The sequence below is a fragment of the Nonomuraea sp. NPDC003707 genome, from assembly GCF_053587055.1.
In genome coordinates this window covers 61,158-74,973 of record NZ_JBSFNK010000034.1, presented here as the reverse complement: position 1 = coordinate 74,973, position 13,816 = coordinate 61,158, and the positions used below count along the sequence as shown (strand labels likewise).

Genomic DNA, 13,816 nt, shown 5'->3' with positions numbered 1-13,816 from the left:
TAGGCGACCGGGCCGGGTCCGGTCGTCGCCCCACGGTTGTATGTTCGCGGCCCTGGTGCAGGCCCGGTGTCATCCCACGGTCGTACGTTCGCGGCCCCGGACGGGTGGCGTACTCCACGGGGCGTATGCCCGGAAGCCCTCCTGCGTGGGACGCGGCTCCAGGGGGCCTGCCTGGAGCATTCCGTGCATGACCGCATCACCCTCCCCTCCGCCCGGCTGGATCGTCTGGTCGCTGCGGGTGCTCGCCACCGGGCACCTGGCCGGAGTGCTCGGGCAGGCCGCGCTGGCCGGGCTCTTCGTCACCGGCGACGTCGACCTGCTGGCCTGGCACCAGAACAACGCCGGGTTCACGCACGGCCTGCTCTACCTGCAGCTGGTGGCCGCCGTCCTGCTGTGGCGGCCGGGACGGGGGCCGGGTTGGCCGGCGCCGGCCAGTCTGGGGCTCGTGGCGCTGGAGACGGCGCAGGTGGCGCTGGGGCAGTGGCGGGTGCTGGGGCTGCACTTCCCGATCGGCATGGCGATCTTCGGGCTGTCCGCCGTCTTCACCGTCTGGACCTGGCGGGCCTACCGCCGCGGCGCCGGCGCGGACCGCCCGAGCGCCGCATGAGCGCCCTGACCAGGCGGGGGTTCCTCGGGGTGCTGGGCGGGGCCGCGCTGGCCGCCGCCGGGTGCGCCGAGATCTCGGGAGAGCTGCTGCGCAGCCGGCTGACCCTGCCCCGGCCGTTCACCGTGCCGCTCCCGATCCCCGAGGTCGCCCGCCCGGTACGCCCCGGCCGCTACGAGGTGACGCAGCGGGCCGCCAGGATCGAGATCATCCCCGGCACCACCACCGAGGTCCTGGGCTACGGCGGGACCTTCCCAGGCCCCACGTTCGACCTGCGGCGCGGCAGCCGCGTCACGGTCGCCCTGCGCAACGAGCTGAGCGTGCCCACCTCCACCCACCTGCACGGCGGCGTCACCCCGCCCGGCTCCGACGGCTACCCGACCGACCTCGTGGCGCCCGGAGGCGGGACGAAGGACTACGACTACCCGCTGGAGCAGCGGGCCGCCACGCTCTGGTACCACGACCACCGGATGGACTTCACCGGGCCGCAGGTGTGGCGGGGGCTGGCCGGGATGGCGCTGGTGCGCGACGAGGAGGAGGACGCGCTGCCGCTGCCGAGGGGGGAGCGGGAGCTGCCGTTGATGATCTGCGACCGGGCGTTCGACGAGGACGGCTCCTTCCGGTACCCGAGCCCGCCCGAGAGCGGTCACACCGGTCACATGGGCGGCCACATGGCCGCGGTCGACGGCGACTATATGGAAGGCGTCGAGGGGGACGTGATCCTCGTCAACGGGGCGCCCTGGCCGGTGGCCGAGGTGACGGCCACCCGCTACCGGCTGCGGCTGCTGAACGCCTCGAACGCCCGCCGCTACCGGCTCCGGCTCGCGCCGGGCGGCCGGTTCACGCAGATCGGGAGCGACTCCGGCCTGCTGGCCGCGCCCGTCGCGCACGACGAGCTCCCGATCTCGCCGGGCGAGCGGTACGACGTGGTGGTCGACTTCTCCGCCTACCCCGTCGGCGCCGCGGTCACCCTCCTCAACACCCTCGCCGACGGCCCCGCCCGGAACGTCATGCGGTTCGTCGTCGCCCGCCGGGCCGCCGACGACACCGCCGTACCGGCCGTGCTGTCCCGCCCGCCCGGTCGCGTGGCGCCCGTGACCACCCGCGGGTTCGACTTCCGCAGATCGGCGGAGGGGGTATGGACGATCAACGGCCGGCCCTACCGGCCCGGCGTCCCGCTGGCCCGCCCCCGGCTGGGCACCGCCGAGGTCTGGCGCCTGTCCAGCGACTTCCACCACCCCGTGCACGTCCACCTGGCCCACTTCCTGGTGCTGGCCAGGAACGGCCGGGCTCCCGCAGCCTCGGACGCGGGGTGGAAGGACACCGTGGACGTGCGCCCGTACGAGGTGGTGGACGTGCTCGCCCGCTTCGACGGCCACCGCGGCCGGTACATGCTCCACTGCCACAACCTGGAGCACGAGGACATGGCGATGATGGCCGACTTCGAGGTGATCTGACCCACCAGAAGCCTGCTCGGCCGGGTAGGGAAGACTCTCATCAGACTCGTCTGATGAGAATGAGGAGCAGGCATGCACATCGTACGGTTCGTCAGCCCTTTGACCGACGCTCCCGCGGTCGGCGTCGACGACGGCGAGCAGGTGGTGGAGCTGGCCGGCGTCACGACCATGGCCGAGCTGCTGCGGCTCCCGGTCGAGGGGCTGCGCGAGCGGCTGGCGGGGGCCGACGGGCAGGGTCACCCGTCCGCGTCCGTGCGGCGGCTCGCGCCGGTGGACGGGCTGATGGAGGTCTGGGCGGCCGGCGTGACGTACCGGCGCTCGCGCGAGGCGCGGGTGCTGGAGAGCGAGCGCGCCGCCGACGTGTACGAGCTGGTCTACGACGCCGAGCGCCCGGAGCTGTTCTTCAAGTCGGTGGCCTGGAAGGTCTCGGGTGACGGCGGGCGCATCGCGGTGCGGTCGGACTCCGAGATCGACGTGCCGGAGCCGGAGCTCGGCCTGGTGCTGAACACGGCGGGGGAGATCGCCGGCTACACGGTCGTCGACGACGTGAGCTCACGCACCATCGAGGGCGTCAACCCGCTGTACCTGCCGCAGGCCAAGATCTACCTGGGCGCGTGCGCGGTCGGCCCGGCGATCAGGCCCGTGTGGGAGGTCTCCGACCCGTACGCGCTGGACATCACGCTCACGATCGCCAGGGGCGGCGAGACGGTGTGGGACGGCAAGGCGTCCACGTCGGGCCTGCACCGGCGCCTCGACGAGCTGGCGGGCTACCTGTTCCGCGCCGACTCCTTCCCCGACGGCGCCGTGCTGGCCACCGGCACCAGCCTGGTGCCCGACCTGCCGTTCACGCTGCAGGACGGCGACACGGTGACGATCGGCATCGCCGAGATCGGCATCCTGACGACCACCGTGGTCAGGGGCCTGGAGGCCATGCGCCGCCCGGTGTGAGCCCCCGGCGGGGCCGGCGCGGCGAGCGCGCCGGCCCGGTCACCAGGGGGACGGAGGCGGGGGCGCCACGACCGGCGGACGGTCGTCGCAGGTGATGGTGTTCGGCAGGAGCCACGGCGCCAGCCAGGGCCCCGCCGCGCCGCCACCGTCGTTCCCGCCGAGATCGGTCAGGGCGAACTCCGAGCCCGTGGGCGGGAAGCCGAACGAGCCGCAGTTGTTCACCCCGACCGCGCCGACGTTCCGCGCGTCCACGTTCTCGAACGTCGCCGACCCCTTCACCCGCGCGCTCACCACCGACGTCCCGGTCCCGTCGACCCGGATGTCCTTGAAGTGCACGTTCGTGATCGAGTACAGGTCCTTCACCGACCACTCGCTCACCAGCATGATCGCGTTGTACGTGTTGTCCAGGAAGTGGTTGCCGACCACCTGGACGTCCGCGGAGATGTCCCTCTCCAGCGCGTAGAACCAGATGGCCCCGAGCCCGATGTTCCAGTTCAGCTCGTACGTCCCGGACCTGACCGTGGTGTTGCCGGTGATCAGCAGCCGCCCGGTGAACGGCTCGGCGCCGAACCGGGAGCCGACCTGGATGGCGCTGCCCTCCCTGACCGGGTCGGCCACGAGGTTGTTCGAGATCGTGTTGTCCCTGCCGCCGTAGACGGCGATGCCGTTGGCGAGCACGGGCGTCTGGACGGTGTTGTGGTCGAACGTGTTGCCGCTGTCTGCGCTCTTCTCCGACCACATGGCCAGCGCGTCGTCGCCGCTGTTGCGGATGAAGTTGTTCGACACGACGGAGCCGGTGACGCCGGTGTGGAAGTTCACGGCGTCGGCGATCTGGTCGACGATCACGTTGTTCGTGATCCGCACGTTCGTCATCGGCCCGTCGAACCACATGCCGACCTTGGTGTGCCGGATGTGCAGGCCGTCGATGGTGGAATCGCTCATCGCGCCGCCGATCGCGTTCACCTGGTCGGTGTCGACGCGCTCCCGCACGTCCCCCTCGATGGCGAACCCCGACAGGTGCACGTTCGTGCTGCCGCCGGGCTTGCCGTAGAAGCCGACGCCCGTGTGCACCGAGCCGTCCGGCGCCGGGCTCCCGAGCGGGACCTCATGGCCCTTGATGATCGTGTACCAGTTCCCCGCGCCCGTGATGGTCACGTCGTCCACGATGATGTGCCGGTTCACCTGGTACGTGCCCGGCGGGACGTACACCTCCAGTCGCTTGCGCTTGGCGAAGGTGATGGCCCGGTCGAACGCGTCCGACGACTCGCGCCGTCCGGACGGGTCGGCCCCGAACGCCAGCACATCGGCCGCCGCGAGCCTGACCCGCGGCGGTCCCACGAGCTGGGAGTCCAGCAGGTCGATGACCGTCCAGGCGGCGGCGCTCCCCGCGGGGGCCGTGAGGCGTACCCGGTCGCCCGCGCGGTACGTGCGGCCGAGCAGCAGGCGCTGCTCGTCGTAGAAGTGGTTCGGGCGGAACGGCTTCGCGATCACGGGCGGCGGCGTCGTGGCGCTCGGCACGCACGAGCACTCGGTGATCCACCAGTCGGGGTGCAGCAGGCCGGCGCCGGGGTCGTTGGAGAACGGGTACTGGTTGTACAGCCACGCGTACCGGGACGTCAGCGTCATGGTCCGGCGGCCCCTGCCGTTGACCGTGACGTCGAGCGGCGCGGTGATGCCGCCCCCGCCGGGCGCGTCGGGGATGCTGTAGCGGACGGTGATCGCGTCGGCCGCGCGCGGCAGCGTGAACTCCACGTGCTGCCCCGGCGCCAGCCGCACCGCCTTCCGGCCCGACGCCTCCGCGGGCAGCGTGTACGCGCCGCGGTCGGGGCCGATGACCGTGCCGTTCGTGACGGCGTTCTCCGCCTCCTGCTCCAGGAAGTCCACGGCGGCGCCCCGCCCCGCGACGAGCGCCGGATCGAGGGCCGCCCGCGTCACGACGGGGGCGGGGCCGGAAGAGGCGCGGGCCGGGGAGACGGAGAGGGCCGTCGCGGCCGCGCATAAGACAGCCAGGACCGTGCGTGGCATCCGGTGCTCGTTTCTCTCGGGGGGTGAGGCGACAGTAGGCGTCCGCACACCGATACACAAGATGTTGTGAAGTAGTTTCGCGAATCTGCTGATTTCTTGCGTCGACTTGCGTTCTGTTGCGGACCATGGCTTTGTCAGGGATGCGCATTTATGTTCATGAATATGAGCGAGACGGCCGTCGGGCTGCGCGGGCTGCGCAAGGAGTTCGGACCCGTCACGGCCGTCGACGGCATCGACCTGGACGTACGCGACGGAGAGTTCTTCGCCATGCTCGGGCCGTCCGGCTCGGGCAAGACCACCGTGCTGCGGATGATCGCCGGATTCGAGGCGCCGACGGCGGGCCGCGTCGAGCTGGACGGCAGGGACGTGACCCGCCTGGCCCCGTTCGAGCGGGACGTCAACACCGTCTTCCAGGACTACGCGCTCTTCCCCCACATGAACGTGCTGGCCAACGTCGAGTACGGGCTGCGCGTGAAGAGGGTGCCGCGGGCCGAGCGGCGCGAGCGGGCACGGGACGCGCTGCGCTCCGTGCGCCTGGAGGGCTTCGAGGACCGGCGCCCGGCCCAGCTCTCCGGCGGCCAGCGGCAGCGCGTCGCGCTCGCCCGCGCGCTGGTCAACCGCCCGCGCGTGCTGCTGCTGGACGAGCCGCTCGGCGCGCTCGACCTCAAGCTGCGCGAGGAGATGCAGGTCGAGCTGAAGGAGCTGCAGCGCGAGGTCGGCATCACCTTCCTGTTCGTCACGCACGACCAGGAGGAGGCGTTGACGATGAGCGACCGGGTGGCCGTGTTCGACCGGGGCAGGATCGAGCAGGTCGGCACGCCGGCCGAGGTCTACGAGCGGCCCGCCACCGAGTTCGTGGCCGGGTTCGTGGGCACCTCCAACCTCATCTCCGGCGCCGCGGCCGAGAAGGTGCTCGGCCGCGCGGGCACCTACAGCATCCGCCCCGAGAAGCTGCGCGTCGCCCTCGACGGCGCCCCGGACGCCGGTCCGGGGGAGCAGTCGGCGGCGGGCACGATCGCGGAGATCGTGTACGCCGGCGCCGCCACCAGGTTCGTCGTGGACCTCGATGCCGGCGGCAGGCTGATCGCGCTCCAGCAGAACCTCCAGGTCTCGTCCATGGACGTGACGGGCCTGCGAGGTGCCCGCGTCCGGCTCGTGTGGCAGCGGCGGCACGAGTTCGCGATCACGTCCAGGTAAGGAGAGGACATGCGACCGAGCGGATTAGCTATCACCGCGGCGGCACTCGCGCTCGTCACCGCCTGCGGTGGCGGCCCCGCCACGACCGGCGGCGCGCCGGCGCCGGGCCAGAGCGGCTTCGTGCCGCCCAAGATCGACGCGCTGGGGAGCCTCGGCGCGGGCGAGGGCCAGGTCAACCTCGTGGCCTGGGCCGGGTACGTCGAGGACGGCGGCAACGACCCCAAGGTCGACTGGGTCACCCCGTTCGAGCAGGCCACCGGATGCCAGGTGAACACCAAGGTCGCGGGCACCTCGGACGAGATGGTCAACCTCATGAAGACCGGCCAGTACGACGCGGTCTCGGCCTCCGGCGACGCCTCGCTGCGGCTGATCGCGGCCGGCACGGTCGCGCCCGTCAACACCGGCCTGATCCCGAACTACGCGGACGTGTTCGACGGCCTGAAGGAGAAGCCGTGGAACTCGGTCGGCGGCGTCCCGTACGGCGTCCCGCACGGCCGCGGCGCCAACCTGCTGATGTGGCGCACCGACACCGTGAAGCCCGCGCCCGACTCGTGGAGCGTGGTGTTCGACCCGGCCTCGCCGTACAAGGGCAAGGTGACGGCCTACGACTCGCCCATCTCCATCGCGGACGCGGCCGTCTACCTGATGGCGACCAGGCCGGAGCTCGGCGTCAAGAACCCGTACGCGCTGGACGACCGGCAGTTCCAGGCCGCGGTCGACCTGCTCAAGCAGCAGAAGCAGATCGTCGGCGAGTACTGGTCCGACTACACCAAGGAGATCCAGGCGTTCAAGAGCGGCGACTCGGTGGTCGGCACCACCTGGCAGGTGATCGTCAACGTGGCGCAGGGCGAGAAGGCGCCGGTACAGGCCACGCTGCCGAAGGAGGGCGCGACCGGCTGGTCGGACACGTGGATGGTGGCCGCCAAGGCCGCGCACCCCAACTGTGCGTACAAGTGGCTCGACCACATCATCTCGCCGAAGGCGAACGCCCAGGTGGCGGAGTACTTCGGGGAGGCGCCGTCGAACGCGAAGGCGTGCCGGGAGACCGCCGACCCCAAGCACTGCGACACGTTCCACGCCACCGACGAGGCGTACTTCTCCAAGGTCCACTACTGGACGACGCCGATCGCGCAGTGCCTCGACGGGCGCACCGACGTGAAGTGCAAGGACTACGCCGAGTGGACGCGGGCCTGGACGGAGATCAAGGGGTGAGAGCGGCCGCCCGGGGCCCGGCGCGGCGGTGGCTCGCGGGCTTCCTGCACCGCCGGGCCGGGGTGCGGCTGTCGCTGCTGCTGTCGGCGCCGCTGGCGTGGCTCGGGCTGGCGTACCTGGGTGCGCTGGCGGCGCTGTTCGTCACCGCGTTCTACACCACCGACACCTTCACCGGGAACCTGGTCAGGACGTTCACCTGGGCGAACTTCCGGGACCTCGTCACCACCGAGGTCTACAGGACGGTCGCGCTGCGCTCGGTCGGCGTGGCGCTCGCGGTGACCGCGATCGATCTGGTGGTGGCCTTCCCGATGGCGTTCGCCATGGCCAAGCTGGCCTCGCCGCGGGCGCGACGCTGGCTGGTGATCGCGGTGCTGACGCCGCTGTGGGCGTCGTACCTGGTCAAGGCGTACGCGTGGCGGGTCATGCTGTCGTCGGGCGGGCTGCTGGGGTGGGGGTTCGGGGTGACGGCGACGATCCTGACGCTGGCGTACCTGTGGCTGCCGTACATGATCCTGCCGATCTACGCGGGGCTCGAGCGGCTGCCGGACTCGCTGCTGGAGGCGGCCGGGGATCTCGGGGCGCGGTCGTGGCGGGTGTTCCGCACGGTGGTGTGGCCGCTGGCGTTCCCCGCCGTGGTCGCGGGGTCGATCTTCACCTTCTCGCTGTCGCTCGGCGACTACATCGCCGTCAAGATCGTCGGCGGGCGCAGCCAGCTCATCGGGAACGTCGTCTACGACAACATCGGGGCGGCCAACAACCTGCCGTTCGCGGCCGCGGTGGCGACCGTGCCCGTCGTGATCATGCTGGCGTACCTGGCGGCGGTGCGCCGTACCGGGGCCTTGGAGAACCTGTGAACCTTTCGCGCACGGCCCGGCTGCTGTTCCGCCTCGCGCTCTTCGCGGGGCTCGGTGTGATCTACGTGCCGCTGCTCGTCGTGCTGCTCAACTCCGTCAACGCCGACCGCACCTTCGGCTGGCCGCCCCCGGGGCTGACGACCCGCTGGTGGGGCGCGGCCTGGAACTCGTCGGGGGTGCGCGACGCGCTGTGGACGTCCGTGCAGGCGGGGCTGGGGGCGACGGCCGTCGCGCTGGTGCTGGGGACGATGGCGGCCTTCGCCGTGCAGCGCTACCGCTTCTTCGGCCGCGACACGGTCTCCCTCGTGATCATCCTGCCCATCGCCCTGCCGGGCATCGTGACCGGGATCGCGCTGAACAACGCCTTCCGCACCGTGCTGGAGCCGTTCGGGATCGGCCTGGGGCTGTTCACGGTGGTGGTGGGGCACGCCACGTTCTGCGTGGTGACGGTCTACAACAACGTGCTGGCGCGGCTGCGGCGGATGGGCGGCTCACTGGAGGAGGCGTCGGCGGATCTGGGGGCGGACCCGTTCACCACCTTCCGGTTGGTGACGTTCCCGATGATGCGCTCGGCGCTGTTGGCGGGCGGGCTGCTGGCGTTCGCGCTGTCGTTCGACGAGATCATCGTCACCACGTTCACGGCGGGGGCGGGGGTCCGGACGCTGCCGATCTGGATCTTCGAGAACCTCTTCAGGCCGAACCAGGCGCCGGTGGTGAACGTGGTGGCCGCCGCGCTGATCGTCGCCTCGGTGGCGCCGGTCTACCTCGCCCAGCGACTGTCCACCGACGTGGGTGCCCACTGACCCGCCTTCAGGGGGGCGCCCACGGGATGGCGTGTGTCAGTCGCGGTACGTGCGGACGTAGTCGAACTCGGCGAGGGCGCCCGACCGGTTCATCGAGATCAGGCCGATCCTGAGCGGCCCCTTCGCCGGGAGGGTCCACACACCGTTGCGCACCCAGCGCCGGCCGTCCCGGCTGGTCGCCGCGCGCACCTCGTTCTCGCCGTTGGCCGCGTCGAAGTGGTACGACATCCGCAACCACATCGTCCCGGCCGCCGGCCCCCCGAACATGGGCCCGTTGAACACGGCGGTCGGCGGCGTGGTCGTCGGCCGCTCGCCCTCCTTGGAGAACTCGCTGACCTGCAGCATCGCCCCGTTGCCGCGGGCCAGCGGCAGCACCGAGTGGGCCATCTTGAAGTACCGGTCGTCGTTCTCGTACAGCACGAGCCCGGCCTGCTGGTTGCCCTGCGTCGGCGCGAAGTCCAGCTTCGCCTCGACCGTGTAGTCGCCCTGCGGCGCCTCCCGCAGCAGCACCGACGCCGTGTTGGTGCCCCGGTGCAGCTCGGCGTTCTGGGTGGGCCAGGACAGCGCGCCGCCGGAGACGGCGACCCCGGGCGCCGGGCCGCGTACCCACTGCCACTTCGCGTCGATCGCCGTGCCGTCGAACTCGTCGCCGAACTCCGGCAGCAGCTCCCCGGGCGACGGCTCGGGCACCCGTTGGGTGACGGGCGTGTACAGCCTGGCGGCCCCGACGTTGTCGGCGTCGGCCGCGCCGCGCGCCACCACGCCGGCCGAGCCGGGGCGGGCGGCGGCCCGCGGCAGGGAGCGCGTCTGCTCCGCGACCGGATCGCCGAGCTTGTCACCGCTCACCTGGACGGTGAGCCGGGTGCCGCGCAACTCGGCGACCACGGTGTGCCAGGTGCCGAGGTCGAATCCGGCGGGCAGCGCCGTCACCTGCGCGCCGCGACTCGTGCCGCCGATCACCACGTCGGTGACCAGGGCGTTGCGGTCCCGGTCGAGCCAGGCCGCCACGTGGTTGTTCCGGTTGACGTGGGCGAGCGTGAGCCCGGCCGCGCCGGAGGACACCCGCAGGTCCGCCTGCGCCCGCACGTCGGCGGCGGTCGTCTTCTTCGCCGAGACCAGGTAGGACAGGGCGCCGGTGTGGCCCGCGTACCCGTGGGCGTCCTGGCCGGTCCTCGCCTGCCAGCCGGGCCCGGTCTGCCAGCCGTTCAGCGAGCCGTCGCCGAAGGTGCCCCCGGCGTCGTACGAGGTGACCGGCGCGGGCTGGGCGCCCTCCGACGGCCCGGCCCCCGCGCGGACCACGGGCCAGCCGTCGATCCAGTCCAGCCGGTCGATCAGCAGCGGGCGCTTGGTCAGCCCCGACGGCCCGTTGGTGATCGGCGGGAAGTCCGGGTCGGCCGTCGAGATGGCGTGGTAGACCAGCCAGTCCTGGCCGGACAGGTCCGTGACGAAGCCGCTGTGGCCCGGCCCGGCCCAGCGGTTGCCGTTCGCGCCGACGACGATGGCGCCCTTGGAGGTCAGCTCCATCAGGTCCACGCCCTCGTCGTCCGTGAACGGGCCGAGCGGGCTGGTCGCGCGGCCCGCCTTGACCTGGTAGCCGCTGTAGGAGCCGTCGCAGCAGCCGGCGTCGGAGTAGAACAGGTAGTAGAAGCCGCCGCGGCGGACCACGTACCCGCCCTCCATCCGGCGGCCCCTGGCGATCTGCATCACCGGGCCCTCGACGCGGGTGGCGTCGGCGTTCATCCGCGCGACGCAGATGGTGTCGTAGCTGCCCCAGTACAGGTAGTGGCTGCCGTCCACGTCCGTGAACTGCGCCTGGTCGATGGTGTTCGTCGGGCACGCGTCCTGGGCGGCGGCCGGGATCACGTCGCCCCGGTCCGTCCACGGGCCGGTCGGGCCCGGCGCGGTGGCCAGGCCGACGTCGCCGGAGGCCAGCGAGTAGTAGAGGTGGTACTGCCCGTCGACGTAGCGGATGTCGGGGGCCCAGAGCCGGGCGCCGGCGTGCCAGGCGGGCTTGGTCTGCGGGGTGAAGACCTCGCCGGCGTACTCCCAGCTCACCAGGTCCTTGGAGCGCAGGATCGGCAGCATCCGCTCGCCGGCCTCGCCCTTGCTGCTGAACACGGGGTTCTGGGTGCCGTAGGCGTACCAGAGCCCGTCCCTGGCGTGGATCACCGTCGGGTCGGGGAGGGAGTCGACCACGCCGGCCGAGACCGGGTTGGTGAACAGCCCGGACAGCAGGGCGGCGACGCCTAAGAGGATCTTCATCCCGTGGTGCCCTCTTTCTCGAAAGCGCTCAGCGTGGGGTCGTAGTCGGAATGGCCGATGTCGTACATCGGGGTCATCCAGTGGTAGAAGTTGTCGCCGCGCTCCCGCAGCAGGTCGTACATCCTGCGCATCAGGCGGCGGCGGACCGGGGCCAGCTCGGGGTGGGTGTAGCGGTTGCCGAGCTCGTACGGGTCGGCGTGCAGGTCGTACAGCTCGTTGACCGACTCCGGGTTGACGACCAGCTTGTAGCGGTCGTCGCGGAGCATCCGCTGGGGGTAGGGGAAGTGGTGGCCGTGGAACTCGGCGAGCAGCTCGCCCGGCCACTCCGGACGCTCGCCCCGGACCAGCGGCACCAGGCTGCGGCTGTCCACCGCGGGCTCCGTGTCGCAGCCCGCCAGCTCCAGGATCGTCGCGGTGCAGTCGGTGAGCGTCACGAACTCGGTCCTGACCTGCGGTTCCGCGCCGGGGATCCGGACGATGCCGGGGATGCGGTAGATGTCCTCGTACATGGCCGGGCCCTTGTCGTGCAGCCGGTGCGCGCCGGTGAACTCGCCGTGGTCGGCGGTGAAGAAGACCGAGGTCTGGTCCGACAGACCCAGCTCGTCGAGGCGGTCGAGGATCCGCCCGAGCTGCCGGTCGATCAGCGTCACGTAGCCCCAGTAGACCGCGATCAGCTTCCGCGTGACCTCGATCGGGATCGTGTCGAACGTCCAGTGCTCGCTGTAGTTGCGCTGCACCGGCGGCTTGCCCTCGAACGTCTCCGCGATCGACGGCGGCAGCTCGACCAGCGCCGGGTCGTACATGTCGAAGTACTCGTCCGGCAGCAGGTAGGGCAGGTGCGGCCCGAAGAAGTGCGCGGCCAGGAAGAACGGCCGGCCGTCGGCCGCGTACCTGTCCAGGTGCTCGATGGTCCGGGTCGCCAGGTAGTGCTCGAACGTGGCCTCCTCCGGCTGGTGCAGCCGGGCGGCCAGCAGGTTGCCCTGGTTGCCGTTGGGCGTGGTGCCCCGGATCAGGTCCGAGATCCGGTACGGCGGCAGCCCTCGCTCCTCCAGGTACGCCAGGTAGTCGGGGTGATCGACCGGGTTGTGCCAGCCGGGCAGGTCGGGCCCGTCGAAGCCGTAGGAGGCGGCGTTGCGCGTGGTGCCCCCGTGCCACTTGCCGATCAGCCCCAGCTGGTAGCCGCGCTCCTTCAGCGCGCCGGGGAAGGTGAAGGCGTCCTCCCGCAGGTCCTCCAGGTAGCCGACGTTGCGCTCGTAGTTCGCCAGCAGCCGGTGCCGGAACGGCGCCTGCCCGGTGAGCAGGCTGGCCCGCGCCGGCGTGCAGATGGCCGTCGGCGTGTAGAACCGGTCGAACCGGGTGCCGGTCGCGGCCAGCCTGTCCAGGTTGGGCGTGGCCACGTGCGGGTTGCCGTAGCAGCCCAGGGTGTCGACGCGGTGCTGGTCGGTCATCAGGAACAGCAGGTTCACTTGGTGAACGCCTTCTCGTAGAGGTCGCCGGTGTAGTACGTGGCCGGGTCGGGCCGCGACTTGAGCTGGCCGGTGCCGACGAAGAAGTCGCCCAGGCTGTTCAGCCACTTGGCGACCGTGCCGTCCTTGGTCTTGGCGACCAGGTCGGCCGTCGTCATCGTCTGGACGTTCGCCGCGTCGGCCTTGACCTTGGCCGGGTCGAGCTTGAGCAGCGCGGCGGCCTCGGTGATCGCCTCGTCGGGGTGGGCGGCCCGCCAGTCGTTGGCCTCCTGCAGCACCTTGATGACCTTGCCGGTGAGCTCCTGGTCCACCTTGGGGCCGCCGACGAACGCGGTCGGGAACGAGTTGTCCGGGAACTCCCTGGTGCTGGCCACCTCCACCATGCCCGGCACCTTCTGCTTGATCGTGTCGATCAGCGGATACCAGATGCCGGCGCCGTCGATCTGCCCCGCCGAGAACGCCGACACGACGGTGGCCGGGTCCATCGGCACCTTCTGGATGTCCTGGGCGGTCATCCCGGCCTTCTTCAGCGCCAGGTTGAGCACCATGTCGCCGGACGTGCCCTCGGGCACGCCGACTTTCTTGCCCTTGAGGTCCTGCATGGTCGAGATGCCGGGGCGGCCGATGACGCGGTCGGCGTACGCGAGCGTGTTGATCGCGACGACCTTGGCCTTGCCGGTGGCGGGCAGCCACATGGCGCCCGGGCCGATGTAGCCGAAGTCGAGGTCGCCCGCGCCGAGCGCCTGGATCTGCAGCGGCCCGTTGGTGAAGACCTTGATCTCGGGGGTGAGGCCCTGCTTCTGCCACAGGCCCTGCTTGTTCGCGATCGCGAGCAGGCTGGCGCCGTTGTAGTCGCTGATGTAGCCGAAGCGGACCGTGCTGCCGTCGCCGGAGCAGGCGGTCACGGAGAGTGCCAGCACGGTCGCCGCCGTGGCGGCCGTCAGGGCGCGGCGAAGAGAACGCATGGCGGGTGGCTCCTTTCGGGAAA

General features: G+C 71.4%; 11 protein-coding genes. 7 read left to right on the top strand and 4 right to left on the bottom strand.

The features are described 5' to 3' along the window. Positions 1 to 187: 187 nt before the first annotated feature. From ACWDRB_RS52315 to ACWDRB_RS52305, 3 genes are all read left to right on the top strand, one after another. Positions 188 to 607 carry a hypothetical protein gene (locus tag ACWDRB_RS52315; RefSeq protein WP_449907813.1) on the top strand — a complete coding sequence of 140 codons (420 nt, stop codon included), beginning with the start codon at positions 188 to 190 and terminating at the stop codon, positions 605 to 607. After that, positions 604 to 2,061: a multicopper oxidase family protein gene (locus tag ACWDRB_RS52310; protein WP_449907811.1), complete on the top strand. Its 1,458-nt coding sequence runs from the start codon at positions 604 to 606 to the stop codon at positions 2,059 to 2,061. The genes ACWDRB_RS52315 and ACWDRB_RS52310 overlap by 4 nt, the downstream gene beginning before the upstream one ends. A gap of 72 nt (positions 2,062 to 2,133) precedes the next feature. After that, positions 2,134 to 3,009, top strand: coding sequence for a fumarylacetoacetate hydrolase family protein (locus ACWDRB_RS52305; RefSeq protein ID WP_449907810.1), 876 nt, complete (start codon positions 2,134 to 2,136; stop codon positions 3,007 to 3,009). Between the two features lie 39 nt (positions 3,010 to 3,048). Here the strand turns inward: ACWDRB_RS52305 and ACWDRB_RS52300 are convergent, their stop codons facing one another. Beyond that, positions 3,049 to 5,034 (bottom strand): glycosyl hydrolase family 28-related protein, encoded by a 1,986-nt coding sequence (locus ACWDRB_RS52300; protein ID WP_449907808.1) that lies wholly within the window; start codon positions 5,032 to 5,034, stop codon positions 3,049 to 3,051. Positions 5,035 to 5,196: 162 nt separating this feature from the next. Between ACWDRB_RS52300 and ACWDRB_RS52295 the strand changes: the two genes are divergently transcribed. Genes ACWDRB_RS52295 through ACWDRB_RS52280 form a run of 4 tightly spaced genes read left to right on the top strand, consistent with a single transcriptional unit; the run spans position 5,197 to position 9,100 of the window. After that, entirely contained in the window at positions 5,197 to 6,231 is a 1,035-nt protein-coding gene (locus ACWDRB_RS52295) for an ABC transporter ATP-binding protein (protein ID WP_449907806.1), read from the top strand. Positions 6,232 to 6,240: 9 nt separating this feature from the next. Beyond that, positions 6,241 to 7,443, top strand: coding sequence for an ABC transporter substrate-binding protein (locus ACWDRB_RS52290; RefSeq protein WP_449907804.1), 1,203 nt, complete (start codon positions 6,241 to 6,243; stop codon positions 7,441 to 7,443). Continuing rightward, positions 7,440 to 8,297, top strand: coding sequence for an ABC transporter permease (locus ACWDRB_RS52285; protein ID WP_449907802.1), 858 nt, complete (start codon positions 7,440 to 7,442; stop codon positions 8,295 to 8,297). Before ACWDRB_RS52290 ends, ACWDRB_RS52285 begins: the two co-directional genes overlap by 4 nt. Beyond that, a complete protein-coding gene (locus tag ACWDRB_RS52280; RefSeq protein ID WP_449907800.1) occupies positions 8,294 to 9,100 on the top strand; it encodes an ABC transporter permease in 807 nt (268 codons plus the stop codon). Before ACWDRB_RS52285 ends, ACWDRB_RS52280 begins: the two co-directional genes overlap by 4 nt. Before the next feature lie 36 nt (positions 9,101 to 9,136). Here the strand turns inward: ACWDRB_RS52280 and ACWDRB_RS52275 are convergent, their stop codons facing one another. The 3 genes from ACWDRB_RS52275 to ACWDRB_RS52265 are packed head-to-tail and all read right to left on the bottom strand — an operon-like array spanning position 9,137 to position 13,793. Then, entirely contained in the window at positions 9,137 to 11,362 is a 2,226-nt protein-coding gene (locus ACWDRB_RS52275) for a family 43 glycosylhydrolase (RefSeq protein WP_449907798.1), read from the bottom strand. Beyond that, positions 11,359 to 12,828: a sulfatase-like hydrolase/transferase gene (locus tag ACWDRB_RS52270; protein ID WP_449907796.1), complete on the bottom strand. Its 1,470-nt coding sequence runs from the start codon at positions 12,826 to 12,828 to the stop codon at positions 11,359 to 11,361. Before ACWDRB_RS52270 ends, ACWDRB_RS52275 begins: the two co-directional genes overlap by 4 nt. After that, complete coding sequence (locus ACWDRB_RS52265; RefSeq protein ID WP_449907795.1) at positions 12,825 to 13,793, bottom strand: aliphatic sulfonate ABC transporter substrate-binding protein; 969 nt, start codon at positions 13,791 to 13,793, stop codon at positions 12,825 to 12,827. Before ACWDRB_RS52265 ends, ACWDRB_RS52270 begins: the two co-directional genes overlap by 4 nt. Positions 13,794 to 13,816 lie beyond the last annotated feature (23 nt).